The organism is Faecalibacterium sp. i21-0019-B1, from assembly GCF_042852915.1.
Taxonomy (GTDB): Bacteria; Bacillota; Clostridia; order Oscillospirales; family Ruminococcaceae; genus Faecalibacterium; species Faecalibacterium taiwanense.
This window is the reverse complement of the sequence record NZ_AP031425.1, coordinates 711,751-737,122: the sequence shown is the minus strand read 5'-3', so window position 1 is coordinate 737,122 and position 25,372 is coordinate 711,751. Positions and strand designations below refer to the sequence as shown.

Genomic DNA, 25,372 nt, shown 5'->3' with positions numbered 1-25,372 from the left:
AAAGGAGCTGACACACCATGCCCGCCGAAAACCATACCACCCTCACCCCGGATACGCCGGTGCGCTACCTGAAGGGCGTTGGCCCCAAGACCGCTGAGCGGTTCGAGAAGCTGGGCATCGTGACGCTGGCCGACCTGCTGTGCCACTACCCGCGCAGATATATCGACTTCACCAAACCCTATTCCATCGCCGAAGCGCCCACCGATGTGGAGTGCGTCGTCAGGGCCGAGGTGTTCGCCAAACCCGGCGGGCGTATCCTGCCGGGCGGGCGGCGGATGGAGCGCATCACTGCCGGGGACGATGTGTCCAGTCTGGAGATCACATGGTTCAATAATCCGTATGCCGCCCAGAAGCTGCAGCTGGGGCAGGAATACTATTTTCAAGGCATCGTTACCGGCGGGATGCTGCGCCGCCAGATGGTCAACCCGCAGGTGCGCACCGCCGAGCAGATCAAGGCTTCTCCCTTTGAAGCGGTCTACCCCCAGACCGAGGGCCTGACCAGCAATGCCATCGCCAAGTGCGTGCGGCAGCTGCTGCCCCATGCAGAGCTTCTGCCCGACCCTCTTCCGCCGGAAATGCTGGCAAAATACCGTCTGCTCTCCAAGGCAGATGCCGTGCGGGCCATCCACTGCCCTGCCACCGAAGAGCAAGCCTATGCCGCCCGGCGGCGGCTGATCTATGAAGAACTTCTGGTTTTGCAGCTGGGCATTGGCCGGATGAAAAACCGGGGTGCCGCTGCCACCGGTGCGCCCATGCAGCTTGCCGACCCGTCCCTGTTCTGGGCCAGCCTGCCCTTTTCCCCCACCGGAGCCCAGCGCCGGGCCGTGAGCGAGATTCTGGCCGACATGGCGGGCGAGACTTCCATGAACCGCCTTTTGCAGGGCGATGTGGGCAGCGGCAAAACGCTGGTGGCGGCTGCCGCCATCTGGGCGTGCATCCGGGCGGGGTATCAGGCCGCGCTGCTGGCCCCGACAGAAATTCTGGCCACCCAGCACGCCGAAGGCCTGAACCGGATGCTTGCCCCCTTCGGGATGCGGGTGGCCCTGCTGACCGGCGGCATGAAGGCCGCTGCACGCCGCACCACCCTTGCCGCCATCCGGAACGACGAAGCCGACCTTGTGGTGGGCACCCACGCCATCCTCAGTGAAGGCGTGGAGTTTGCCCGGCTGGGTCTTGCTGTGATCGACGAGCAGCACCGCTTTGGGGTACGGCAGCGCGGAATGCTGGCCGAAAAGGCCGCGAATCCGCACCTGCTGGTGATGAGCGCAACGCCCATTCCCCGCACGCTGGGCCTGCTCATCTACGGCGATTTGGACATCTCCATTCTGGACGAGCTGCCGCCGGGCCGCACCCCGGTCAAAACCCGCTGCATCACCGGCAAAAAGCGGCGCGACCTCTACCATTTTCTCGATCAGGAGATTGGCAGAGGGCGGCAGGTGTATCTGGTCTGCCCCGCCATCGAGGACACACCGGATGGCGGGCTGAACGCCGTTAAGAGCTACTACGAGGACATTGCCAAAGCCCTGCTGCCGGAGCGCCGGGTAGGCCTGATGCACGGCAAGCTCAAACCCAAGGAGAAAGCTGCCGTGATGGAGGACTTCAAAGCCGGACGGCTGGACGCACTGGTGTCCACCACCGTCATTGAGGTGGGTGTGGATGTGCCCAATGCCAGCGTAATGGTGATCGAAAACGCAGAGCGCTACGGTCTGAGCGCCCTGCATCAGCTGCGCGGCCGCGTGGGACGCGGTGCAGCGGAGAGCTGGTGCTTCCTTGTCAGCGACAACCAAAGCGAAAACGTACAAAAGCGGCTGAAATTTTTGTGCAGCACCACGGACGGCTTTGCGGTGGCGCAGTACGATCTGGAGACCCGCGGCCCCGGCGACTTTTTCGGCAGCCGCCAGCACGGCCTGCCCACCCTGCAGATCGCCGACCTGATGAACGACACCCGCACCCTGCACGCTGCGCAGGCGGAAGCCGTTGCCATGCTGGCCGACGACCCGCTGCTGGAAGCGCCGGAGCACGCACTGCTGGAACAGCAGGTGCAGCAGATGTTCGAGAAAGCCGGAGCCATGAACTGATCCGGAGATTTTTTGCGCACAAGCAACAGCAAATGCAAAAGCCGCTGCACGGCTGGTGCAGCGGCCCCTGTTATCGAACGGAACGCTTTGCGTGCCGTTCGCCCATGCTTATCACATCGCAGAACACGCAGCGGCTTTTGGTGGAAAGCTGGGTATCCTTATGGTAGCAGCCAAAAAACCACTTGTCGTAGGTCAGCTTCAACAAAATTTTATCCAGAAAGCTGTGCAGCTGGTTGGTCTCGCCGCTGGCAAGGGCGGTAAAATCCAAAAATCTGCTTGGCGCATCGTGGGTCAGCACATAATCCACTTTGTAATCGCACGCTGCAAGGTTCTCCTCACAAAAGGCGTATTCCTCCTCCGAAGGCATTTCTTCCCTCCACCAGTTCACGCCGGGTTCCCGATCCTCCACATCCTGGCTTTCCGCACCGCCAAAGCACAGGTATTTTTTGTTCTCCAATTCCAGCACACTGCCGCGGCACACATGGTACACATTGCCGCCCAGTGCCTGCACCTTGCCGCCAAAGCGTTCCTCGGTGGGATACTGCTTCAAAAGGTCGTAGTTTTCGTGGCTGCCGTCCAGAAACAGCAGGGTATACGGGCGCTTGCGCAGCCAATCCAGCTTTTTCTGTTCCTCCTTGCTGCCGTCCCACACAAAGCCAAAGTCGCCCAGTACCACCACGGTATCCCGTTTGCCCAGCCAGCGCAGCTTGCCGTGCTTGAAGCGGTCGATGTCGCCGTGGGTGTCCCCTGTCAGATATACCATTCCTGTCCTCCCTGACCGGATGTGAAATCGGCACAATAAGCCTTGTCACACCCCGCCAAACCTGTTATTATAAAGAATACAGCCTTCCGCTGTGATCTCGTTCTTACCCGGCGCACGGCGCTTGTGCCGTGCTGCCTGTTGTTTTATATTATCGCTTTTTAAAGGAATTGTCCACATGAAACGTATTTTTGCGCTGGTTTTGTCGTTCGCTGTCCTGTTCAGCTGCCTTGTGCTGCCCGCCGGGGCTATGTTCGACCCCACCCCGGTCTATCAGGTGCAGGCACAGAGTGCCTATATCGTCAACACCGATACCAATATCATCGTCTATGATAAGGACAGCACAAAGCAGGTATCCGCCGGTGGTCTGACAAAGTACATGACCATTGCCCTGCTGCTGACCAACTATGCCGACCATCTGGACGACACCTTCCAGATGCCCTTTGCCATCTCGGATTACGTTTATAACACCAACAACGCCGATATGCGCTCCAACGAGACCTTTACCTACCGCGAAGCCATGTACGCCATGCTGACCCGCAACGCCAACGAAGCCGCCATGGGCCTTGCCTATGCCCTTTCCGGCGGCGACCTCGCGGGCTGGGTGAGCCAGATGAACACCCTGTCCCAGCGCATCGGCACCACCGGCAGCACATGGACGGATGCCTGCGGCATCGACAGCGGCAACGTGACCTGTGCCGTGGATATGTACCTGATCCTGCGCTATCTGATGAGCTTTGATGCCTTTGTGGAGGTTTCCGGTGCGCCCAGCTTTACCATGCCCGCCAAAGAAAAACACCGTTCTTCGTCTGTTCTGGTCAGCCAGAACGCCGCGCTGAGCAAATCCAGCGGCGGCAAATACTACCGCAGCGCCATGCAGGGCGGCATGTGCGATGTGACCGCATTCAAAAGCGACAGTGGCAATCAGAGCTATGTTTCATGGGCCAATAAGGATGGTGCCACCTATATTTTCTGCGTGATGCAAAGCCCGGACACCTGCGACGATTTCGGCTACGCCAACCGTCGCCCGGCCCTGTGCGAGACCGTGAAGCTGATGGACTGGGTGTTCGACAGCTTTTCCATTCAGGCCGCGCTGGACACCGACCTTACGCTGGCCGAGATCCCGGTGAAGTATTCCTCCGATACCAGCTCCCTGCAGCTGTATCCCGCCGACAGCATGATGACCCTGCTGCCTTCCACCGGCGACGGCAGCGTGACCCAGAAATATTTCCACCTGCCGGATTCCGTGTGTGCCCCTGTCCAGCAGGGCGATGTGGTGGGTACCGTGGAGCTGAAGCTTGCCGGTGAGACCATTGGCGTGGTGGACCTGATCGCCGGGCAGGATGTCAGCCGCAACCCGCTGCTGTTCACTGTGGCGCGTTTTCAGGAGTTCTTAGGCAGTCTGTACCTCAAAGTTGTAATAACATTGAGTATTATTTCCATCATCATCTACTTTGCGTGGGTCCTTTTGAACAACTGGAACCGTCGCAAGCCCACCAGAAAGATCCGCCGCCGCTGAGCTTTGCACCGTTCAGCCGCATTTTGTGGAAAAGTGATGCAAAAAGCCCCGTCAGCCTTTTCAGGATGACGGGGCTTTTGGTTGCGCCAGCAGGAGTCGAACCTACGATGGGGGAGTCAAAGTCCCCTGCCTTACCGCTTGGCGATGGCGCATCGTGCAAGATATTATACCATATTCTTTGTTTTTCCACAAGGGGAAGGTTCCACTTTTCCGCTTTTGCGGCGGCTCTGTGCCGCCTTTTGCAGCCTGCAATTTGTGAAAAACCAATTTTTTCATCATAACAACAGAATACGCCCATTTTGTTGCGCTTTTGTTACACTATATGTGGTAAATATAGGATTGAATAAACCTCCTCTTCCCGGCTTTTTCGTCTACTGCCTCATGGCGGGGACATCGAGGTCTGTTCTGGTGTTTCCGTTCCCGGCAGGCACCACATCCCAATTCGTCAGGAAAGCGAGGAGTCATATGAAAAAGATCTTGAAAATACTGGTCCTCGGTCTGCTCAGCGCTGCACTGCTCTGCTGTGCACTGCCCTCTGCCTTTGCCGCAGAAGACAAGGATTCGCAGGTCTACACCATTGGTTTGGATGCCATGGGCGGCAGCAGCTCCGCTGTGGCAGTCACCACCAATCTGAGCGGCAAACTCAGTGCCCTGCCCGCGCAGCCTGCGCTGGAAGGCTACACCTTTGACGGCTGGTATACCGAGCCGGTGGGCGGCACAAAAATCAGCACCTCTACGGTGTTTACCGGTGATACCACTGTGTACGCACACTGGACCGTGAAAAATGCCACCACTTCCACCAGCACATCCACGCCCGCTCAGCCGGAACAGACCGCGCAGGAATACGATGACGGCCCGATTTTGAGCGTTCTGACGGTAGCCGGTGCTCTGATCACCACGCTGGCCGTGGCTGCCTTTATTTAAGTCTTTCCACACACTGTATCAATTTTATCAATAGAAAGGAAAATCTCCATGTCTACTATGAAACTGCCCGCAAACTATGCCTCCATCAGCGAAGAGGAAATGGTCTATCTGGACGGTGGTGCCCGCGACGCTTACAACAGCTTCCTGAATGTCGGTAAGGTGTTCAACGCCATTGCCCGCATCTTCTCCGGTGCAAGCTCCATCATCAACAATGTCAACGTGATCTACCAGTCCTTCCTGACTCTGGGCGATCTGCTGAAGAGCTTCTGATCCGGCTTCTATTTTCATCTGTTTTTCAAGAACTGTCTCCGTTGTGGGGACAGTTCTTTTTGTTTTTAACGCATTTTAATCGTTTACATCAAAAGAAACAATTTTTCTTTGGCTTTGGCAAAAAAATGCACGGAAAAGGCATTCTTGTTACGCTTTTGTTACGCATACTGTGCTAACATATAAGGTGGAAGGTCATTCATCAAACTGGCGCTTTCACGCCGAAAACTGATATATCAAATGTGGTTTTGTGGTGCTAAAATTTTCGTATTTGTCGAAAGTTTTCGTTCGCCCAATCCGACCACTTTTTGCGGGAGAAATCGATCATTATGCCAGACCGTGAACTGCGGCACATGCGCCGCACCGAATTAGTCGAGATCATTCTGGCGCTCAAGCAGAGCGAGGACCGGCTCCGGGCAGAAAACGCTGCCCTGTCTGCCCAGCTGCAGGAACGGCAGATCCATATTGAAAACGCAGGTTCCATTGCGCAGGCTGCACTGGAGCTGAACAAGGTGTTTGAAGCGGCGCAGGCTGCGGCTGATGAATACGTTGCATCGGTGCTCGCAGCAAACAAAAACACCGATGCCGCTGCCAGCGCTCTGCGCGCTCAGGCGGAAGCCGAAGCCCAGCAGATCCTTGCACAGGCACAGACCGAGGCTGCGAACCTGAAGGCCCGTACCCAGCAGCAGTGCGACGCGGAAACGGAAGCCGCCGCACGCAAGCGCGCCCAGACCGAAGCGGACTGCAAGGCAATGCTTGCCCGGACGCAGCAGGAGATCCAGCAGCGCCGGGCCGCTTTTGACCGCCGGGCCAGCGAACTGCTGGACGGCTATCACAGCACGGAATTCCTGCCGGAGGAGCGTGCCAAATGAAAGAGCAAAAGATCAGGTTCACGCCCATTCCATCCACAGCAGAGGTGGAAGCAGAGCGCGAACGTCTGGCCTACCGCAGCCGTTATATGCGGGTGCTTCGCAGCACGGTCTACACGCTGCTGGTGGTCGCGGCCGTTGCCGTGCTGCTGGCCACCCTGTTTCTGCCGGTGCTGCAGGTCTCCGGCGACAGCATGAACCCCACTCTGCAGGACCGGGACATCATTCTGCTGGTCAAGGGCAGTGACATGAAGACCGGCGACCTTTGCGGATTTTACTGGCAGAACAAGCTTCTGCTCAAGCGCATCATCGGCCTGCCCGGTGATGTGATCGAACTGGACGAGGACGGTGTGGTCACTGTGAACGGCCAGACGCTGGATGAGCCATATGTAGATGAACTGGCTCTGGGCGAATGCGACATCAAATTTCCCTATCAGGTGCCGGAAAACCGGTATTTCGTACTGGGTGACCATCGGGCCACCTCCATTGACAGCCGCAGCAGTGTGATCGGCTGTGTGGAAAAAAGTCAGATCGTAGGCAAGGTTTTTTTGCGGGTATGGCCCTTGTCCAACTTCTCGTTGATCCACTAAGGAGGTTTAGGAATCATGCGGGATATTGTGAAAGAATATCAGAAAAAGTTCCGTCGGAACCACCAGCGCGCCAGACGCTATACTGCGCTGCTGCTGGCACTGGCGCTTACCACCAGCCTGTTCGTGAACTGGCAGCTGCACGGCGTGGGCATTGCCAAAACGGCCGAATATCTGTGCGGCGAGTTGGAGCACGAGCACACCGCTGCCTGCTATGAAAAGCAGCTGGTATGCGGCTATGAGGAAGGCGAACCGGAGGACTGGAATGCCACCATGACGGACGACGGCATGTCTTTTGATGATACATTCGACATGGATGATGATGCGTTCGGCGTGGATGCGGATGATTCCGGCATTGCAGCCCATTCCGCAGAGCCGGAGTACATCTTTGTGCCCCATGAGCACACCGACGACTGCTATCAGGAAGTGCGGGAGCTGACCTGCCTGGAAGAAGAGCACACCCACGACGACAGCTGTTTTGATGAGGATGGTGTCACCTTCATCTGCGATAAATTCGAGCACACCCACGACGACAGCTGCTACACCACCACCTATGAGCTGGTGTGCGGTCTGGAAGAGGGCGAGCTTGTAGAAGAAGTGAACCCCGATTATGACCCGGTGGCCCTGTTTGAGGAGCCGGTGGCCGCAAAGCCCGTGGTGGTCGATCCTGTGATCGAGACCCCGGTGCACCACCACACTGATGCCTGCTACGAGGAAGTGCTGGTCTGCGACCTGCCGGAGCACCACCACACGGTGAACTGCCTGTCCGACCCGCTGGACGACATGCAGGACGAGGACGAATGGCTGGCACAGACCGGCACCACGCTAAGCGGCAACTGGGCCGACGACCTGCTGGCCGTAGCCGAGAGCCAGCTGGGCTATGAGCAGAGCGAGCGCAACTTCCAGCTGGACGATGCCGACGGCGAGACCGTGCGCCACTACACCCGCTACGGCAACGACTACGGCAACGACTACGGCCCATGGGACGTGATGTTCCTTTCCTACTGCCTGAAATATGCCGATATCCCCCAGAGCGCTATCCCGCAGGTTTCCAGTGTGCTGTCTTTGCACAGCCAGCTGCGCAGCGCGCTGTACAACGAAGAGACCGGCAGCGGCTATGCCATGGATTTTGACGGTGATCTGCCGTCTGATGCCGCAATGCCCGGTGATATCGTCATTTACAATGGCACCGTGACCAAGGCTGTGGCCGCGGAAAGCCAGCCGTTGCAGGTGCAGGATGATTCCGCCGATGCCGACATTGCCCTGCTCTCCATGGATGCTGCGGCCACCACTGACACCGCGCCCCACATTGAGGAATACACCGTGGATGCCAGCACCGTTGGCATCGTGAGCGATGTGGACGAAGATTTCGGCACCCTGACCGTGATCTCCGGCGATGTGGACGGCAAGGTGGCTAAAGTCACGCTGAATGCTTCGCAGGTAACAACGCTGGTGTCTGTGGCAAATGCGCAGCAGGCCGATTACGGCGTTGCTACGCCGGATTTCAAAGTCGAAGATGACGCAGGTGCCATTACCACCATCAAAGGTCTGGATGCACTGGATTACCTCACTGCTCTGGAGGTGCAGCGCAAGAATGGCACTGAATACGAGGATACCAACGTCACCACCATTTCGGAGCTTCTGCACAGCAGCCTTACCGTCACAGATATCCCGGCCAAAGAGATCCAGAACAACGACTACTGTGTCCATGTTAAGCTGCCCAAGAGCTTTGATGTGCTGAACGATGAGCTTATCTCCGGCAAACTGGAAGATACCGGCAATTATGACACCTGCGGCAGCTACCGGCTGCTCAAGGGGAATGACGGCTGCTGGTACGCCGTGCTGCGGTACGACCAAGACTATATCCAGCAGAAAGAGGAGGCAGCCGCAGGCGCGGATACTTCCGATGCCAAAGTCACCAGCAACGTTTCCTTCAATTTCCAGTGGAACCAGAGCGAGGTCACCAGCAGCGGCTTTAATCAGATCGAGGTCAACAAAGATTACGCCCTTGATATCACCATCAACCCGGATGAAACCCCCGATGAGGATCAAAGAGACGATAAGAACTATGACCTTAACCAGAGCGTGAAGGACCCGCGCTGCGATGGCAATGATGCCTATCTGGATTACACTGTTACGCTTGTGGTCCAGAACGAACAGGCCGGCCCGCTGACGCTTGCGGACAGCATGACCCTGCCCACCGGCGTAACCGCCGAATATGTCGAAAACTCGCTCCAGCTCAGCATGGAAAACGGCAATACAACGCTCGGCATCACTTGGGAAGATGATAATGGTGAGCGCAAGATCACCTTGGGTTCTGCCGGTTCCCCCATTGCCGCAGGAACCTATTCTATCTGCTACACCGTCAAGCTGAAGGACTTTGGCAAAACGGCTGTTGACGGTGAAGTAATCAATAACATCAAGATTCTGGATACGCCCATCAGCGATGATGCCGAAGAGTCGGTAAAAACCGACAGCCTTGTGATCACCAGTCAGGCCGATCCGTCCGACTACGAACTTCCCTCTACCGGCGGGGCCGGTACCAAACTGTATACAGCAGGCGGCGGTGCGCTGATGCTTGCCGCTCTGGTGTGCGGGGTTTGCAGAAAGCACAGACGCGAAAGGAGGGCACGTTAAAAAGCCTGCATCCTTCCTGACACGGCGGCAAAATTGATTCTGCGCCGGAAGCAGACCCTGAAAATAGGAATCAGAAAAACTTGAAAGGAGACTTTCGCAAATCATGATGAAGAAAGTAATCAAAAAGCTGCTGGCCGCACTGCTGGCAGTTGCCATGGTGTGCGCCATGGCGATCCCGGCGTTTGCATTCGAACCTTGGGAGACTAAGGAGGACCTCTACGACCACCACGATTACATCGCTTTCCAGATCTTCAAGGGTGTTATTAGTAGTAAGGACAATCCGACGCTTTCCGACGTTACGTGGGGCAGCCACATCACTCATCCTGATGATTTTCTGGAAAAACTGACGGATGCTCCTATCATTGGCGCTCAGTTTCAGTCTATCGACGCTACCGACGCTACCGACGCTGCCACTGTTCAGAAAGTTCTTGCGGTTATCAGCAAATGGGACGATTCCGATGCTAACAGCATCGCTTTCGCGCGTTTTGTATGCCACTATCTCTACTCGGATGGTGGAGCCCCGGAATCCAACATTGTAGGTCACGGCGGTGCCATCACCATTCCCGAGGCAGGTTATTATCTGATCGTTGATAATATCGACTTTAGCAGTGGCGATTACTATCATGCCTACAATTCCTTCCTCCTGGTGAATGATACCCACCAAGGAGAATTTAACGTTATAATTAATCATAAGGTTGTAAAACCCACTGTTGAGAAGAAAGTTTATGACAACGACAACAACGACATTAGCTCTGCTGGTGGTTGGGGCAGTTCCGCTGACCATGCAATCAACGAAAAGTTCCAGTTCCAGCTGATCGCTAAGTTGCCCGCAGGCAGAGACGAAGGCCGTGCTTACGATTACTATGATAAGTACACTGTTTGCTTCAATGATACCTTGTCCGAGGGCATTACTTATGACGGACTCGATAGTGTAGTCATTGAATCCAATGGCACACCCTATGATATCACCAACGATTCTTCGAAGTATGACATTGATATTTCCAATCTTAAAAGTCAAAACTCTTTTGTGGTAAAAATTCATGATGTCAAGAACTGCGTTGCTAATTTGAATGACGGCGCTACTATTACGGTTACCTACACTGCACACCTGAACGACAAAGCCTATGTCAATATTGCAGGTGGTTCTACTAGTAACATAAATAAAGTTTATCTTACCTATTCCAACAATCCCAAAGACGAGTCATCCATTGGTAAAACTCCCGAAAGCACTCCAGTCTATGTGTACACCTACCAGCTGAACAACACCAAGTATCACGATGATGATAACCCGAATAATGTGTTGGCGGGCGCCGGCTTCCGTCTGTACAGCGATGAAGCTTGCCATGATGAAGATGAGATCAAGCTCAAAATGAATGATGACGACACTTACTCTCGCGACTTTAGCACTGAGGGTAAAGGCGTTGAGATGATCTCTGGCCAAGATGGTCAGTTCAATGTTAAGGGTCTGGACGCTGGCACCTACTACCTGAAGGAGACCAAAACTCCTGACGGTTACAGTGCCTGCAAAGTAATCCCAGTGACCATCAAAGCAGACCACTCCAGAAATAATCAGGTTAATCTTGAAGGCTCCAACCTGACGAATGATATCGTCAACATAAAAGCCGGCGGCATTACCCTGCCCTCCACCGGCGGCATCGGCACTACCCTGTTCTATGTGGTCGGCGGCGGCCTGATGGTTGCGGCCATCGTTCTGCTGGTCACCAAGAAGCGCATGGAGAACAAGTAAGCTCCATTTCCCCCAAGAACCCGGAGCAAAGGGGCCGCAAGGCCCCCGCTCCTATCCTTATAACATTAGGGAGTAGCCCATGAAAAAGAACAAAAGCACCATCATCCTGATCCTCGTCTTTTTCGTGGGTCTATCCGTGATGTTATACCCCACCCTCAGCGATTACGTCAACCAGCTGCATCAGTCCCGTGCTGTGGCCACCTATGCCGAGGATGTGGACAATCTGACCGATGCCGACTACAGCGCCTATTTCGAGGCGGCAGATGCGTTCAATGCGCAGATCGCCGCAGACCCGGACGCGTTGTATTTCCCGCAGCGCTTTCCCACCTACGAAAGCACGCTGGATGTGACCGGCACCGGCATCATGGGCTACATCACCATTGAAAAGATCGGTGTGGAGCTGCCCATCTACCACGGCACCAGCGATGGCGTGCTGCAGATCGCCGCAGGCCACTTGGAGGGCACCAGCCTGCCGGTGGGCGGCGGCAGCACCCACGCGGTCATTTCGGCCCACCGCGGCCTGCCCAGCGCCAAGCTGTTCACCAATCTGGACCAGCTGGAAGTGGGCGACACCTTCACCATCACGGTGCTGGACCGGGTGCTGACCTATGAGGTGGACCAGATCTCCATTGTACTGCCCACCGAGACCGACAACCTCAAGGTGGTGGACGGCAAGGATTACGTCACCCTGATGACCTGCACCCCCTACGGCATCAACTCCCACCGCCTTCTGGTGCGCGGACGGCGCATCGAAACGCCGGACAAGCTCAAGCACATCCGTGTAACAGCCGATGCCATCAAGATCGAACCGATCATCACAGCTCCCATCATGGCACTGCCCCTGCTGCTGGTGCTGCTGCTCTGGCTGCTGTTCTCCAACCGCAAACGCAAATCTACAAGAGGTGAAAAACATGAAACGCACTGATCTCAAAAAGCACGCTGCGGCCCTGCTTTTGGTGCTGTGCCTTCTGGTAACAAGTGCGCTGCCTGCCCTTGCCACCAGCGCAAACATCAAGCTGGTGGACAGCAGCGGCAATCCCACTACCGGCACCATCTGCGTTACGCTGTACGACAGCGCCAACGATAAGGCGCTGAGCGGCGGCAAGCTCACTTTGTACCGTGTGGCCGAGGTAAAGCGCCAAAACGGCAACCTGAGCTACGAATACTGCGGCGATTTCTACGGCTGCGGCATTGCGCTGGGTGATTTGACCGACAGCACCCTTGCGGCCCAGCTGCAGGAGTATCTGCCCCAAAGCGCCGAGGGCACCACAAAGACCATTGATGCGGACGGCAACGTGACCTTCCGTGGTCTGGAGCTTGGCCTGTATCTGATCGTGCAGACCGAGGCTTCCAAGGGCTATGAGCCGATCAATCCGTTCCTTGTCTCTCTGCCCATGGCGGAGGATGGCAAGTGGAATTATGCGGTGGATGCCAGCCCCAAGGTGGGTGCTTACACCCCCACCAAGCCGGACACGCCGCCTACGCCCCCTACCCCGCCTACGCCCGATTATCCTGATACGCCTACCCCGCCGGACAACCCGGATAACCCGGTCTCTCCCGGTAATCCGGACAATCCCGTGGCTCCGGGCCATCCGGACAATCCCGTGGCCCCGGGCCATCCGGATCATCCGGTAGCACCCGGTAATCCAGACAGCCCCGTTCTGCCGGGCCACCCGGATAATCCGGTAATGAGCGGTCTGCCGCAGACCGGTCAGCTGAACTGGCCCGTGCCGGTGCTGGCTGTCAGCGGTGTGGTGCTGTTTGCATTCGGCTGGGCACTGGATCGCAAATACCGCACAGTATAATTTTATTCTGATACAACAAAGAGGACCCGATGCATCTGCATCGGGTCCTCTTTTTCGGTTTCTTTTATGCAGTCAGGGTTTACTGCTGCTGTGCCTGCTGCTCGGCGCGCTTGGCTTCCAGCGCCAGAATGGCATCGCGGCGGCTCAGGTTGATACGGCCCTGCTGGTCGATGTCGGTCACCTTGACCACGATGGCATCGCCCACGGCCACCACATCCTCCACGCGCTCCACACGCTTGGTGTCCAGCTTGGAGATGTGCACCAGACCTTCCTTGCCCGGTGCGATCTCAACGAAGGCACCAAAGTTCATCAGGCGGGTCACTTTGCCCTTGTAGATGGCACCGATCTCGGGGTCCTCCACAATGGTCTTGATGGTAAAGATGGCGCGCTTTGCGTCCTCCTGATCCACAGCAGAGACGAACACATGGCCGTCCTCCTGCACGTCGATCTTGCAGTTGCAGGTAGCGCAAATGTCCTGAATGACCTTGCCGCCCTTACCGATCACGTCCTTGATCTTATCGGTGGGGATCATCATGCTGAACATCTTGGGTGCGTAGCGGCTCAGCTCATGGCGGGGCTCTGCGATCACCGGCTTGATGATCTCGTCCAGAATATACAGGCGGCCCTTGCGGCACTTCTCGAAGGCCTCGGCAATGATGTCGTAGGTCAGGCCATCGATCTTGATGTCCATCTGGATGGCAGTGATGCCCTTGCGGGTGCCGCCCACCTTGAAGTCCATATCGCCGTGGAAGTCCTCCACGCCCTGAATGTCCAGCATGGTCATCCAGCGGTCGCCCTCGGTGATCAGACCACAGGAAATGCCGGCAACGGGTGCCTTGATGGGCACGCCTGCATCCATCAGGGCCAGCGTAGAGCCGCAGATGGATGCCTGAGAGGTGGAACCGTTGGAGGAGAGCACCTCAGACACGCAGCGGATGGTGTAGGGGAACTCTTCCAGAGAGGGCAGCACGGGCACCAGAGCACGCTCTGCCAGTGCGCCATGGCCGATCTCGCGGCGGCCGGGGCTGCGCGGTGCGCGGGCCTCGCCCACAGAGTACGGCGGGAAGTTGTAGTGATGGATATAGCGCTTGGTCTGCTCGTCGGTCAGGTCGTCCATGAGCTGGTTGTCCTTGGTGCCGCCCAGAGTGCAGGTGGTGAGCACCTGCGTCTGGCCGCGGGTGAACATGCCGGAGCCATGCACGCGGGGCAGGATGCCCACTTCGGCAGCCAGCGGGCGGATCTCGTTGATGCCGCGGCCGTCCACGCGCTTGCCCTCGTCCAGCAGCCAGCGGCGCACCACGAACTTCTGCATCTTGTAGCTGACCAGATCAAGGTCTGCAGCGGTCAGGTCGGGGTACTCCTCGGCGATCTTGTCCATGATGGGCAGCAGAGCGGCATCGCGCACATTCTTGTCGTCGGTGTCCATAGCAGCCTTGAAGTCGTCCAGATACTTGTTCTGGATGGCGTGGAACACGTCCATATCCAGACCCACCACCTGAAAATCGATCTTCTTCTTACCGCGCTCGGCCACGATGCGGTTGATGAACTCAATGGTCTTTTTGATCTCCACGTGAGCGGCCTTGATGGCGTTCAGCATGGTGTCCTCGTCCACCTCGTTGGCACCGGCCTCGATCATGACGATCTTATCCATGGTGGCGGCAACGGTCAGGGCAAGGTCGCTCACCTTGCGCTGTTCCTGCGTGGGGTTCAGCACGATCTCGCCGTCCACCAGACCCACCTGCACGCCGCCGATGGGGCCGTTCCACGGGATGTCGGACACGGCAGTGACCAGAGAAGCACCGATCATACCGGCGATCTCAGGGCTGCAGTCGGGGTCCAGACTCATGACGGTCATGGTGATGCACACGTCGTTGCGCATTTCCTTGGGGAACAGCGGGCGCATGGGGCGGTCCACCACGCGGCTGGTCAGGATGGCGCGCTCACCGGGGCGGCCCTCACGGCGCATAAAGCTGCCGGGGATGCGGCCTGCGGCGTAGAGCTTTTCCTCATACTCGACGTTCAGCGGGAAGAAATCCACGCCTTCGCGGGGCTTGGGGCTCATGACCACATTGCACAGAACGCAGGTCTCGCCGTAGCGGATCAGCGCACTGGCGTTGGACAGACCGCACATTTTGCCCATTTCTACCTTGAACGGGCGGCCTGCCAGCATGGTCTCGTAGACCTTGTAGTTCTCAAAGGTCTCTCTGCGGGAACCAAATTCAATTGCCATTGTTTTTGCCTCCTTGTTTTTTCGGATTTTTTCTATCCAAAAGGCGGTGGCACGCGCATCATAGCAATAAATCCAGCGTCCGTGCCGTTCACATCCGGTTTTGTTTGAGATATTTTCCCCCCCCACCGGGGGAATGTCTCTGCCGTTGATGTGAGCCGTCCGCGCCATGAAAAAGCATTCGGGGCACAGGCGTTCGATTTACTGCTGCAATACGCAGCCGCTGCCATTTGTATACAAAAGCAAAAGGCAGGCACCTTTGCGGTACCTGCCCTCTGTTTAAATTACTTACGCAGACCCAGAGTTGCGATCAGAGCACGGTAACGCTCGATGTCCTTCTTCTGGAGATAAGCCAGCAGATTGCGGCGGCGGCCAACCATCTTCATCAGGCCGCGGCGGCTGTGGTGATCGTTCGGGTTCTTCTTCAGGTGCTCGTTCAGCTCGTTGATGTGAGCGGTCAGCAGAGCGACCTGCACTTCGGGAGAGCCAGTGTCCTTCTCGGTCAGAGCGACTTTGGCCATAACTTCCTGCTTGTTCATAGTTACATACCTCTTTATAAAATTTTATGTGCCAATGGAACAGCGGCGGGAAACGGCATTCCCAAAAAGCGGGCATACTCCCAACCCCGTACCACGGTAACAGATACAGTATACCAGAACCCTGTGCAAAATGCAAGGATATTTTTTGCATCCTGCCTTTATTTTTTTACGTACTGGTGCCAGTACAGCTGTACCTCCGGCAGCTTCTTTTTGCGCAGCAGAACTGCGGTGGGGATCAGATACAGCAGCACCGAAAGCAGCATGGATGCATCGTAGCCGCTCACCGCATCGGCCACGGTAGTGGTGCCATACAGCCCACCGATGAGCATGGACGAAATATCCATGGCACCGTGCAGGAATACCGTCACCCACAAATTGCCGGTGCGGAAGTAGATCGCCGCAAAAAGAGTGCCCAGCGATGCTGCAAACACGCACTGCATCAGCACACCGAAGGGTGCCGAACTGAGGATATTGGTCAGGTGCGCCGCACCAAACAGCACACCGGACAAAAGGCAGGCCTTCCACACACCGGCGCGGCTGGTGCCAAAGTGCTCCAGCAGGGTCTGGGCAATGACACCGCGGAAGATGAATTCCTCGGCCACACCCACCATGGCCATGCTGACAAGGAAGGTGCAGATGCGTGCCGCAGGCTGCAGCATGCCGTTCTCCGGCCGGCCCAGCACCAGCGACCCAAAGGCATTGTAGCCAATGAACACCAGCGGGTACATGCCCACCAGCAGGCCATTGAAAAAGCCACTGCCGCGGCGGCGCAGCAGCCCAGCACGGTCTGTCCGTACCAGAAACAGCACTGCCACCATGGCCCCCACCAGCTCCTGCAGAGTGCTGTAGAGGTATGTATCAATGGACGCAAAATCCGTCCGAAAAAGAACCAATGCAATGGTAAAGACAAGATCTGTTACGAACAGGCTTGCCAGAAAGACCACTTCTGCCAGAACGCAGAATAAGATTGGGTGCGCTTTGCGCAGTCGTTTGAGCATGGGATACCCTCCTGAATCGTTGATGGTACTATTCTAGCACACTTTACCTTAAAACGATATAGCACGCGCAAAAAAGGCAGTTTTTCCTTCTGCTGTGCCGCAAAGCGCTCACTTTTTCAAAACAAAGATCTGTTCAAACTCCTGCGTTGCCAGCAGCGAAACATCCTCATAGCCGCCCTGTCGGGCAACGTTCCACGCAGTTTCCATGTTCTGGGCCGTGATCTGCTCCACCTGTTCTGCCGTCACGAACTGCCACAGCCCCCGGCCTCCAATGAACAGCACCAGCGTATCATTTTCGCCGGTGTTATACTGCACCAGCAGCTCACTGGAATCGTCCGGCACCACACAGACCTCCTGAAATTTGAGAAGCTCCTGCACGCCGGAAGTGAAACTGCCAAGGTCCCCGGTAATATCCACGCAGGCGGCCTGACTGTATTGTTCCAGTTCTTTGTCTATCTTATAAGTACCGCTGTACATGCGCTCCGGCTCGATCACAAATGCAAGCACGACCATTGCAAGGCACACGATCTGCAGAATGCGCTTTCTGGTGCCTGCACGCAGCGTATCCAGAATGGAGAAAAGGCCGCAGCCACAAAACAGCGCTTCCAGCGGTTGCAGATGGTACACATACCGCAGCGACTTATACGGCGAGATCACCGCGATAACCAGAAATGCAGCAAGCGCCGGGACCGTGATCAGCTTGACACCCCCGGGGATCAGCGTTGTGCCGCGCAACTTGCCCGGCAGCCAGCGCTGCCCCAGCTTCGTCAGGGTCAGCACGGCCATAATGCCTGCGCCTACAGCAAAACCGACGATGCTCCAGCCGATCAGCTCCAGCGGACCTTTGGGGTACTGCGCCAGATCCAGCAGATTGTTTGCTGTTGACTCCAGCGAAACCGTATCCTGCGAGTGCAGCTGTGCATACCAGCACGGAAAGGTGAGCAGCATTCCGCCAACGCCCGCAAGTGCCGGAAGTGAAAATGCAGCAGCATTTTTCCATTCGCGCCGGAACATCAGGTAAAGGTCATATGCTGCGCACAGCAGGAAGGCATAGACCACAAAGAAATACTGGGTCATCATGCCAAGATAGATGGTTACACCGATCAGAAGATATTTGGGCACAGACGGCCTGCGAAGAGACTTTGCCACCAGCAGCGCAAGCAGGATCGTCAGCAAGGTCATGAGCATATACATGCGCACCATCGTCACATTCGAGATCATTTCACGGTTGAACGCATACAATGCACAGACGAACAATGCTTTTTTCCAGTCTGCAAACAGCTCCATGCCCAGCGCATACAGCGCTGCCAGCGTGCCGCCCAGCAGCACAAAATTCATCCCCAGACCCGTCCATTTTGTAAAGCTGCCCGGAAATAATGAGCACACCGTGTGCAGCAAAAAGTAGAACAGCGGCGGATGAACGTCCTGTGTCTGGTTATAGTAGACCGACGCATAGTCGAACCGTGTGCTTCCCTGCGGGGCAACATAATTCAGAAACTCGCTCTGCGTGAACACTGCCTCCGGCAGCTTGCCGTTTGCCACCTGTTCTCCACCATGGAGCCAGCTTAAAAACGGAACATAACTGCTGTTTGCAAGGCCGTAGGAGTAGATCTCATCCAGAAAGAACCCCTCTTTCCGCACAGCCCACCAGCCGCAAAGGCAGATCAGAACGATCACAAAAAGCGCGACCGCCCGTTTTTTCTTTTTTATTTCCTGCATAGTTTCTGTTTTTCCTCGCTTTTTTTGTCCGTTCTGCAGCCAAATATGGCTTTGCTTTTCCAGTATATCATATTTAGAACACAAGTCAAAACTTTTCGGGTTGCAGATCCCGCTGCTCCTAGCAGCATGCACCCTGTTAGACATTCCTAGCCGGTGGAACCCGCGGGCTAAACAAAGCCATACTATGGCTTTGTTTGCGGTGCTTCGCACCGCCGCCCTGTTCAAATCCCGCGCGGAGACAAAAAAGAACCAGTACACGAATGTGTTAGCAGCATGCACCTTGTTAGACATTCCTACCGGTTGGGACCCGCGGGCTAAACAAAGCCATACTATGGCTTTGTTTGCGGTGCTTCGCACCGCCGCCCTGTTCAAATCCCGCGCGGAAACAAAAAAGAACCAGTACACGAATGTGTACTGGTTCTTGTTGGTCGGAGCAGCGGGATTTGAACCCACGGCCTCCTCGTCCCGAACGAGGCGCGCTACCAACTGCGCTATGCCCCGAAAATACCGCAGCCAGTTGAGACTGCGGTTTTCTTGGTTGGGGATGAGAGAATCGAACTCCCACAAGTAGAGTCAGAGTCTACCGCACTACCACTATGCAAATCCCCATTATTCAGTTTGTCTGCCGCGCCGTGCGCTGCTGACAAGGGATATTATACTCAAAAGGCCCGCGCTTGTCAACCATTTTTTTATTTTTTCTGCAAAAGTTTTCCCGCTGTTCTCCTGCCCGCAGAAATGCACCGTGGAAGCGTGTAAATTTTCTGCGCTTCTCTTGACAGCGGCCCCCATCCGGAATAATCTTATACTATAAACAGGTAGGTCTCCGGGCAGACTGACTTTGAAAGGCAGAACGCGCGGCGCTGAATACCAAATGAAAGAGGGCTTTTGAATGAAAAAACGTGTTGGAATCCTGACTTCCGGCGGCGACTGTCCGGGTCTGAACGCCACCATCCGCGGCGTAGCAAAAGCACTGTATGCCCGCATGGGCGATAACGTGGAGATCGTTGGCATCCTGAACGGATACAGCGGCCTGATCAACGGCGACTACAAGGAGATGTGCGAGGACGATTTCCGCGGCATCCTGACGCTGGGCGGCACCATTCTGGGCACCAAGCGCACCCCCTTTAAAATGATGCGTGTGGTGGAGGACGACAACATTGATAAAGTTGCCGCCATGAAAAAGACCTACAAGGAAGCCAAGCTGGACTGCCTGCTGTGCCTGGGCGGCAATGGCACCCACAAAACCGCAAACCTGCTCTCGCAGGAGGGTCTGAACATCATCGGCCTGCCCAAGACCATTGATAACGATATCTATGGTACCGACGTGACCTTCGGCTTCCACACCGCCGTGGACATTGCCACCGATGTGATCGACCGCATCCACACCACCGCAGGCAGCCACAGCCGCGTGATGTGCATTGAGATCATGGGCAACAAGGCAGGCTGGCTGACGCTGTATTCCGGCATTGCAGGTGGTGCAGATATTATTCTGCTGCCGGAACAGCCCTATGATATCGACCGTGTGTGCTCTGCCGTGGAACGCCGCGCAAAGAAGGGTTCCAACTTCTCCATCATCGCTGTGGCCGAGGGTGCCATCAACTGCGAGGAAGCCGGCATGAAGCGCAAGGAATGGATGGCAAAGCGCGCCGAGGCAGGCTTTGGCACCACCGCCACCAACCGCATTGCACAGGCCGTGCAGAAAAAAACCGGCATGGAGACCCGTGTGTGCATCCCGGGCCACATGCAGCGCGGCGGCAGCCCCAGCGCCTACGACCGTGTGCTGGCCACCCAGTTCGGCAGCTATGCGGCAAAGCTGGTGGAGATCGAGCGCTACGGCGTGACCGTTGCCATGGTGAACCGCCATGTCACCGAGAACCGTCTGGCCGACATTGCAGGCAAGACCCGCAACGTGCCGGAGAACTGCGACCTGCTCACCGTCGCCCGCCGCATGGGCATCAGTCTGGGTTAATTACCATTTGAATGCTCTCCGCTTTGCTCTGAGCATTTTTAGCGGAATAATTATTTTTATTGGGGATTCCTGAAAATCTGCGGATTTTCAGGAATCCCTTTTTCACCGGAAGGGTCCCAACCGGCAGATGCTTCAAACAAACGGAATGCCGTTTTCCGCTGCACCCCCTCCCGTGAAAATGCAGATCCCGGCAGACCGCAGTCTGCCGGGATCTGCTCTATTCAGAAATACTGTTTCCGCTGAAGATGGCCAGGTGCAACGGTGGCCATTCAAAATCGTCCGCCGGACAAATCAAAGGTCCGTCACATCATGCCGGGTGGGCTGGCCTTTTTCAAAGGCAACCGCGCTTTCCAGCACACCGCGCACCATGCTCTCCACATCCTCGTGGGTGTAGAAAGCCGTGTGGTCGGTCAGGATCACATTGGGCATGCTGCGCAGAGCCGCCAGCTCCGGGTTCGGGATCACATCGCCCATACGATTATAATAGTACAGGCCGTTCTCATTTTCCAGCACGTCCAGGCCCGCCGCGCCAATCTTGCCGCTTTCCAGCCCGGCAATCAGTGCATCGCTGTCGATCAGCTTGCCGCGGGCGGTGTTGATGATGGTCACGCCCGGCTTCATGCGCTCAATTGCTTTGGTGTCGATGAGATGGTGATTCTCCTCCGTAGCGTTGGTGTGCAGAGTGATGACATCGCTTTCCGCCAGCAGGGTCTCCAGCGGCACATACTCGGCGATCTTCTTTACCTCGTCGTTGGGGTACAGGTCGTAGGCCAGCAGGCGGCAGCCAAAGCCGGACAGATGCTGCAGCACCGTGCGGCCAATGCGGCCTGTACCGATCACCCCCACAGTGCAGGTGGAAATATCGCGGCCGATTTTTCCCTGCAGGGAGTAGTCCTGCGCTTCGCCGCGCTTGAGGATGTGCCCTGCCTTGCGCAAGCTCATCAGCATGAGCATAATGGCAAAGTTTGCAACGCCGTTTGGCGGGTAGTCCACATTAGCCACCTTCATGCCCAGTTCCCGGGCCGTCTCGCGGTCTACGTGGTCATAGCCGATGGAACGGCAGCAGATGGACTTTACGCCCAGCTCGTGAAACCGCTTGACCATGGGCGCGCTCATATCACAGGGCGTTACCGACACGGCATCATAGCCCTTTGCCAGTTCAGCATTTTCCAGCGTTGGATACTCCTGCGTAGAGCCAAACTCAACGTCCAGCTGCGGTGCCAGCCGCTGCGCGATGCCCAGCTCATCGTAGGGGCGCAGGGTGTAAAAAAAGACTTTTGTTGCCATAAAACTTCCCTCCCGGCTTATTTTGTACCTATTGTAGCACGTTCTGCACAGATGGATGCATTTTATTGCGTGAATTTTGTTCACCTTAAAAATGAGGATTCATCTCTCCATATGAATGCGCGCAAAACAGTTGTAAATTGTCGGAAAAGAGGGTATGATAAAGGAACTGAGAAGTATACATCACTGAAATATAAAAGGAGTGTGCCTTATGCGCGCTTATGAACGGCTTTTGAATTATGTCCGGGTGCATACCACCTCGGACGAAAACTCCGGTACGCACCCTTCCGCTGAACGGGAGTTTGACCTTGCCCGCCAGCTGGTGGATGAGATGAAGGCCCTTGGCATGGAGGATGCCCATGTGGACGAGCACTGCTACGTCTATGGCACCCTGCCTGCCACGCCCGGCTGTGAGGATCAACACGCTCTGGGCCTGATCGCCCACATGGACACTGCCGACGATGCCAGCGGTGAGAATGTGCAGCCCGTTGTGTGGGAAAACTACAACGGCGGCGACGTAACTCTGCCCGCTACCGGCATGGTGATGAAGCCCTCTGTGTTCCCCTTCCTTACTTCCATGAAGGGCGAGACCCTCATCACCTCAGACGGTACCACCCTGCTGGGTGCCGACGATAAGGCCGGTATTGCCGAAATTTTGACCGCTGTTGAGACCATTCAGGAAAAAGGCCTGCCCCACGGCAAGCTGTGTATCGCCTTTACTCCGGATGAAGAGATCGGCGAGGGTGCAGAGCTGTTCGATATTCCGGGCTTCGGTGCCGACTTTGCCTATACGGTGGACGGCGGCGATGCCGGCTCCATTGAGTACGAGAACTTCAACGCCGCTTCCGCCACCGTGACCATCCGCGGCTTCTCGGTGCACCCGGGCACCGCCAAGGACACCATGATCAACGCTTCCAATGTGGCCATGGAGTTCCATCAGGCGCTGCCCATCACCGCCCGCCCCGAAACGACCGAGGGCCGTCAGGGCTTCTACCACCTGTGCCAGATGTACGGCGATGTGACCACCGCAAAGCTGGGCTACATCCTGCGCGACCACGATGCCGCAAAGCTGCAGTTCAAGAAGGACAACATGCTGGATATTGCCGAATTTTTGAACGGAAAGTACGGCGAAGGCACCGTGACCGTGGAGATCAAGGACAGCTACCGCAACATGCTGGAAAAAATCAAGCCGCATTTCCACTTAGTAGAGACCGCCCGCAAGGCCACCCGCATGGCCGGGCTGGAACCGGAGGAAATTCCGGTGCGCGGCGGCACCGACGGTGCTATGCTGAGCTGGAAAGGCCTGCCCTGCCCCAATCTGGGCACCGGCGGCTTCAATTTCCACGGCGTATGCGAGTGCATCACCGCTGAGCGCATGGACCGCTGCACCGAGATCTTGCTGAACATCATAAAGCTGTACGCAGAGTAAATTCTATTTTTCAATATACAAAAAAGTGGGTGCTATTTTCGGATAGCACCCACTTTTGTTATACTCTGACGCTTATCTCTACAACTCCACTCGTGAAAATGCATTTGGAGCAGCCCTGCGGTTGCGTAGCAATGAAAGCCCCAGTGGGGCTTTCAAGCAGGCGAGCGGTCTGCGTTAGCAGATGGAAGGGATTCGCCCTGACAAGCGTCAGGGCTGCGACAAATGCGAAAAATAAAAATCAAATTCCACTGAACATGCCCAGAGTACAACAACGACGACCGCTGCCTGCGGCAGAAGCAGGGAGGAGTTGTTGGGGCCGTGGCCAGCAAGACACGAATGCCGCTCAAGGCATGAAATGGATGCTGGGAGCTGCAACTCTAGGAGGGCATTCAAAATCGTTTAACCAACGTTGATATGCCCCACCGGCATGATCTTCCGTTTGTTGTCGTCCGGCTTTGCCGTCAGGCTCATGGCCAGCGACACCGGGCCGACACGGCCCATGAACATGACCAGCATATACAGGATCTTTGCGCCCCGGTTCAGCTGAGCGGTAACGCCCACCGAAAGGCCAACTGTGCCAAAGGCAGAGCAGGACTCGAAAATAGCGTCAATGACCGACACAGCGTCCGAGGTGTTATAGAACACCACCACAGCCGAGCCAACCGCCGCCAGCGCGCCGAGCACGATAATGGTCAAAGCACGATAAACCGTCTTGGACTCGATGTGGTGCTCTGCGATCACACAGTCGTCGCGGCCCTGAGCCACACTGCGGATCGTCAGGATGATGACGGCGAACGTAGTCACCTTCACGCCGCCGCCGGTGGAACCGGGTGCCGCACCAATGAACTGCAACGCGCTCATCAGCAGTTTGGTGATGGGGCCGCAGGCCGCAAGGTCGATGGTATTCATGCCCGCAGTACGAGTGGACACCGACTGGAACAGTGCCGCCATCAGCTTGCCGGGCACAGAGAGCCCGCCCATGCTGGCAGGATTGTCCCACTCCATCAGCGCGATGAGCGCCGCGCCGCCGAGCCACAGGATCACCGAGAAGCTCAGCACCACCTTGGCCTGCAGGGAAAGCCGGTGCTTTTTGCGGTATTGACCGATCTCCACCCATACCATGAAGCCCAGACCGCCGGAAATGATCATGAACATCACAACGGCCTGAACATAGTAATTGTTCACATAGGGTGCCAGTGAGGAATACTGGCCGAACCGGCCAAACAGATCAAAGCCCGCGTTACAGAAAGCCGAGATGGCCGTGAACACGCTCACCCAGATGCCTTCCAGCCCGAACTGCGGCACAAAGGCGAACAGCAGCAGCACAATGCCAATGCCTTCAAACAGGCCAGCCAGTCCCACCACGATCTTCAGCACGTCCTTGGCCTGCGCATATCCGTCCGCTGAGACGCTTTCTCCCAGCAGCCGCAGATCGCGGAAGCCCATGCGCCGCCGCATAGCCAGCGCGAAGAAGCTGGTGAGGGTGACCAACCCCAGACCACCCACCTGAATGAGCAGCAGGATCACCGCCTGCCCAAAGTAGGTGAACTGGGTCCAGGTATCCCGCACGATCAGACCAGTAACGCAGGTAGCGCTTGTGGCGGTGAACATGGCATCCAGTACATCCAGCCGCCCATGCTTGCTGGCAACAGGCAGGCTGAGCAGAAAGGTGCCCAGCGCGATCACGATGACAAAGCTCACACAGATGATCTGCGTAGGCGTATACATTCCCTTGCGCTTGCCCGCCGGGCGGTAAAACAGCTTTTTCCCTTTTGCCTTTTCCATAAGTTCCTCCGCACGCGGCAAAGCCTGCCGCGGCTATTTTCATTTCCCCTATAGCATACACCATTTTGCCCTCCGGTTCAACTTGATTTTATCCGCAAAATGCTGTATTATAATAGGGCATCCGTCTCCGTAGCTCAGATGGATAGAGCGCAAGCCTCCTAAGAATTCGGTCAACCTGATACCTTGGGGGCAGAAGTGATTGCTCTAATCAAAAGCAAGACCGGGAATC

At 56.3% G+C, this 25,372-nt stretch carries 19 protein-coding genes and 3 tRNA genes; 12 read left to right on the top strand and 10 right to left on the bottom strand.

Annotated elements, in window-relative coordinates; all coding sequences use genetic code 11:
• The first annotated feature begins 17 nt into the window (after positions 1–17).
• Positions 18–2,078, top strand: coding sequence for an ATP-dependent DNA helicase RecG (gene recG / locus ACGHP1_RS03420; RefSeq protein ID WP_005945362.1), 2,061 nt, complete (start codon positions 18–20; stop codon positions 2,076–2,078).
• A 70-nt stretch (positions 2,079–2,148) separates the two neighbouring features.
• On the opposite strand, the gene ACGHP1_RS03415 is transcribed toward recG, so the two are convergent.
• A complete protein-coding gene (locus ACGHP1_RS03415) occupies positions 2,149–2,841 on the bottom strand; it encodes a metallophosphoesterase (RefSeq protein ID WP_097773889.1) in 693 nt (230 codons plus the stop codon).
• 175 nt (positions 2,842–3,016) lie between these two features.
• Here ACGHP1_RS03415 and ACGHP1_RS03410 point away from each other — a divergent pair, with 175 nt between their 5' ends.
• Positions 3,017–4,357 (top strand): D-alanyl-D-alanine carboxypeptidase family protein, encoded by a 1,341-nt coding sequence (locus tag ACGHP1_RS03410; RefSeq protein WP_097773890.1) that lies wholly within the window; start codon positions 3,017–3,019, stop codon positions 4,355–4,357.
• Positions 4,358–4,435: 78 nt separating this feature from the next.
• Here ACGHP1_RS03410 and ACGHP1_RS03405 read toward each other — a convergent pair.
• Positions 4,436–4,509: transfer RNA gene (locus tag ACGHP1_RS03405), tRNA-Gln, on the bottom strand.
• Positions 4,510–4,822: 313 nt separating this feature from the next.
• Here ACGHP1_RS03405 and ACGHP1_RS03400 point away from each other — a divergent pair.
• The 8 genes from ACGHP1_RS03400 (at position 4,823) to ACGHP1_RS03365 (ending at position 13,193) form a co-directional block, all read left to right on the top strand.
• Positions 4,823–5,281 (top strand): InlB B-repeat-containing protein, encoded by a 459-nt coding sequence (locus ACGHP1_RS03400; protein ID WP_243139283.1) that lies wholly within the window; start codon positions 4,823–4,825, stop codon positions 5,279–5,281.
• 48 nt (positions 5,282–5,329) lie between these two features.
• Positions 5,330–5,551 carry a hypothetical protein gene (locus ACGHP1_RS03395; RefSeq protein WP_223388047.1) on the top strand — a complete coding sequence of 74 codons (222 nt, stop codon included), beginning with the start codon at positions 5,330–5,332 and terminating at the stop codon, positions 5,549–5,551.
• 326 nt (positions 5,552–5,877) lie between these two features.
• The gene (locus tag ACGHP1_RS03390; protein ID WP_005945339.1) at positions 5,878–6,420 is read left to right on the top strand and encodes a hypothetical protein; all 543 of its coding nucleotides are present in this window, start codon (positions 5,878–5,880) and stop codon (positions 6,418–6,420) included.
• Entirely contained in the window at positions 6,417–7,007 is a 591-nt protein-coding gene (gene lepB / locus ACGHP1_RS03385) for a signal peptidase I (RefSeq protein ID WP_005945336.1), read from the top strand. The genes ACGHP1_RS03390 and lepB overlap by 4 nt, the downstream gene beginning before the upstream one ends.
• A 15-nt stretch (positions 7,008–7,022) precedes the next feature.
• On the top strand, positions 7,023–9,641 hold the full coding sequence (locus ACGHP1_RS03380; RefSeq protein ID WP_390507728.1) for an LPXTG cell wall anchor domain-containing protein: 2,619 nt from the start codon (positions 7,023–7,025) through the stop codon (positions 9,639–9,641).
• Between the two features lie 103 nt (positions 9,642–9,744).
• Positions 9,745–11,388, top strand: a complete 1,644-nt coding sequence (locus ACGHP1_RS03375) for a SpaH/EbpB family LPXTG-anchored major pilin (RefSeq protein WP_390507725.1) — start codon at positions 9,745–9,747, stop codon at positions 11,386–11,388.
• Positions 11,389–11,467: 79 nt separating this feature from the next.
• On the top strand, positions 11,468–12,313 hold the full coding sequence (locus ACGHP1_RS03370) for a class C sortase (RefSeq protein ID WP_097780842.1): 846 nt from the start codon (positions 11,468–11,470) through the stop codon (positions 12,311–12,313).
• Positions 12,300–13,193 (top strand): SpaA isopeptide-forming pilin-related protein, encoded by an 894-nt coding sequence (locus tag ACGHP1_RS03365; RefSeq protein ID WP_390507722.1) that lies wholly within the window; start codon positions 12,300–12,302, stop codon positions 13,191–13,193. The genes ACGHP1_RS03370 and ACGHP1_RS03365 overlap by 14 nt, the downstream gene beginning before the upstream one ends.
• Positions 13,194–13,272: 79 nt before the next feature.
• On the opposite strand, the gene ACGHP1_RS03360 is transcribed toward ACGHP1_RS03365, so the two are convergent.
• The 6 genes from ACGHP1_RS03360 to ACGHP1_RS03335 all read right to left on the bottom strand — a co-directional run bounded on the left by ACGHP1_RS03360 (position 13,273) and on the right by ACGHP1_RS03335 (position 19,285).
• Positions 13,273–15,423, bottom strand: a complete 2,151-nt coding sequence (locus ACGHP1_RS03360; protein WP_294648317.1) for a polyribonucleotide nucleotidyltransferase — start codon at positions 15,421–15,423, stop codon at positions 13,273–13,275.
• 281 nt (positions 15,424–15,704) lie between these two features.
• Positions 15,705–15,959, bottom strand: coding sequence for a 30S ribosomal protein S15 (rpsO, locus tag ACGHP1_RS03355; protein ID WP_005933138.1), 255 nt, complete (start codon positions 15,957–15,959; stop codon positions 15,705–15,707).
• 158 nt (positions 15,960–16,117) lie between these two features.
• Positions 16,118–16,957, bottom strand: coding sequence for a CPBP family intramembrane glutamic endopeptidase (locus tag ACGHP1_RS03350; protein ID WP_097776655.1), 840 nt, complete (start codon positions 16,955–16,957; stop codon positions 16,118–16,120).
• A gap of 108 nt (positions 16,958–17,065) precedes the next feature.
• Positions 17,066–18,676, bottom strand: coding sequence for a glycosyltransferase family 39 protein (locus ACGHP1_RS03345; protein WP_390507718.1), 1,611 nt, complete (start codon positions 18,674–18,676; stop codon positions 17,066–17,068).
• 425 nt (positions 18,677–19,101) lie between these two features.
• A tRNA-Pro gene (locus ACGHP1_RS03340) sits at positions 19,102–19,177 on the bottom strand.
• Between the two features lie 34 nt (positions 19,178–19,211).
• Positions 19,212–19,285: transfer RNA gene (locus tag ACGHP1_RS03335), tRNA-Gln, on the bottom strand.
• A 280-nt stretch (positions 19,286–19,565) separates the two neighbouring features.
• Here ACGHP1_RS03335 and ACGHP1_RS03330 point away from each other — a divergent pair.
• Positions 19,566–20,645, top strand: coding sequence for a 6-phosphofructokinase (locus ACGHP1_RS03330; protein WP_005945310.1), 1,080 nt, complete (start codon positions 19,566–19,568; stop codon positions 20,643–20,645).
• A 291-nt stretch (positions 20,646–20,936) separates the two neighbouring features.
• Here ACGHP1_RS03330 and ACGHP1_RS03325 read toward each other — a convergent pair whose 3' ends face one another.
• Positions 20,937–21,932: a D-isomer specific 2-hydroxyacid dehydrogenase family protein gene (locus ACGHP1_RS03325; protein ID WP_338428757.1), complete on the bottom strand. Its 996-nt coding sequence runs from the start codon at positions 21,930–21,932 to the stop codon at positions 20,937–20,939.
• A gap of 208 nt (positions 21,933–22,140) precedes the next feature.
• Between ACGHP1_RS03325 and pepT the strand changes: the two genes are divergently transcribed.
• Positions 22,141–23,358, top strand: a complete 1,218-nt coding sequence (gene pepT, locus ACGHP1_RS03320) for a peptidase T (protein WP_005945298.1) — start codon at positions 22,141–22,143, stop codon at positions 23,356–23,358.
• A 399-nt stretch (positions 23,359–23,757) separates the two neighbouring features.
• On the opposite strand, the gene ACGHP1_RS03315 is transcribed toward pepT, so the two are convergent.
• Positions 23,758–25,143: a TrkH family potassium uptake protein gene (locus tag ACGHP1_RS03315; RefSeq protein ID WP_291016830.1), complete on the bottom strand. Its 1,386-nt coding sequence runs from the start codon at positions 25,141–25,143 to the stop codon at positions 23,758–23,760.
• Positions 25,144–25,372 lie beyond the last annotated feature (229 nt).

Excerpts from the sequence above, each read along its gene's own strand:
- ACGHP1_RS03400 (WP_243139283.1), top strand. The coding sequence starts at position 4,823 with ATGAAAAAGATCTTGAAAATACTGGTCCTCGGTCTGCTCAGCGCTGCA.
- recG (WP_005945362.1), top strand. The coding sequence starts at position 18 with ATGCCCGCCGAAAACCATACCACCCTCACCCCGGATACGCCGGTGCGC.
- ACGHP1_RS03360 (WP_294648317.1), bottom strand. The coding sequence starts at position 15,423 with ATGGCAATTGAATTTGGTTCCCGCAGAGAGACCTTTGAGAACTACAAG.
- ACGHP1_RS03365 (WP_390507722.1), top strand. The coding sequence starts at position 12,300 with ATGAAACGCACTGATCTCAAAAAGCACGCTGCGGCCCTGCTTTTGGTG.
- ACGHP1_RS03330 (WP_005945310.1), top strand. The coding sequence starts at position 19,566 with ATGAAAAAACGTGTTGGAATCCTGACTTCCGGCGGCGACTGTCCGGGT.
- ACGHP1_RS03410 (WP_097773890.1), top strand. The coding sequence starts at position 3,017 with ATGAAACGTATTTTTGCGCTGGTTTTGTCGTTCGCTGTCCTGTTCAGC.
- ACGHP1_RS03315 (WP_291016830.1), bottom strand. The coding sequence starts at position 25,143 with ATGGAAAAGGCAAAAGGGAAAAAGCTGTTTTACCGCCCGGCGGGCAAG.
- lepB (WP_005945336.1), top strand. The coding sequence starts at position 6,417 with ATGAAAGAGCAAAAGATCAGGTTCACGCCCATTCCATCCACAGCAGAG.
- ACGHP1_RS03325 (WP_338428757.1), bottom strand. The coding sequence starts at position 21,932 with ATGGCAACAAAAGTCTTTTTTTACACCCTGCGCCCCTACGATGAGCTG.
- ACGHP1_RS03345 (WP_390507718.1), bottom strand. The coding sequence starts at position 18,676 with ATGCAGGAAATAAAAAAGAAAAAACGGGCGGTCGCGCTTTTTGTGATC.
- rpsO (WP_005933138.1), bottom strand. The coding sequence starts at position 15,959 with ATGAACAAGCAGGAAGTTATGGCCAAAGTCGCTCTGACCGAGAAGGAC.
- pepT (WP_005945298.1), top strand. The coding sequence starts at position 22,141 with ATGCGCGCTTATGAACGGCTTTTGAATTATGTCCGGGTGCATACCACC.
- ACGHP1_RS03375 (WP_390507725.1), top strand. The coding sequence starts at position 9,745 with ATGATGAAGAAAGTAATCAAAAAGCTGCTGGCCGCACTGCTGGCAGTT.
- ACGHP1_RS03415 (WP_097773889.1), bottom strand. The coding sequence starts at position 2,841 with ATGGTATATCTGACAGGGGACACCCACGGCGACATCGACCGCTTCAAG.
- ACGHP1_RS03390 (WP_005945339.1), top strand. The coding sequence starts at position 5,878 with ATGCCAGACCGTGAACTGCGGCACATGCGCCGCACCGAATTAGTCGAG.
- ACGHP1_RS03380 (WP_390507728.1), top strand. The coding sequence starts at position 7,023 with ATGCGGGATATTGTGAAAGAATATCAGAAAAAGTTCCGTCGGAACCAC.
- ACGHP1_RS03395 (WP_223388047.1), top strand. The coding sequence starts at position 5,330 with ATGTCTACTATGAAACTGCCCGCAAACTATGCCTCCATCAGCGAAGAG.
- ACGHP1_RS03370 (WP_097780842.1), top strand. The coding sequence starts at position 11,468 with ATGAAAAAGAACAAAAGCACCATCATCCTGATCCTCGTCTTTTTCGTG.
- ACGHP1_RS03350 (WP_097776655.1), bottom strand. The coding sequence starts at position 16,957 with ATGCTCAAACGACTGCGCAAAGCGCACCCAATCTTATTCTGCGTTCTG.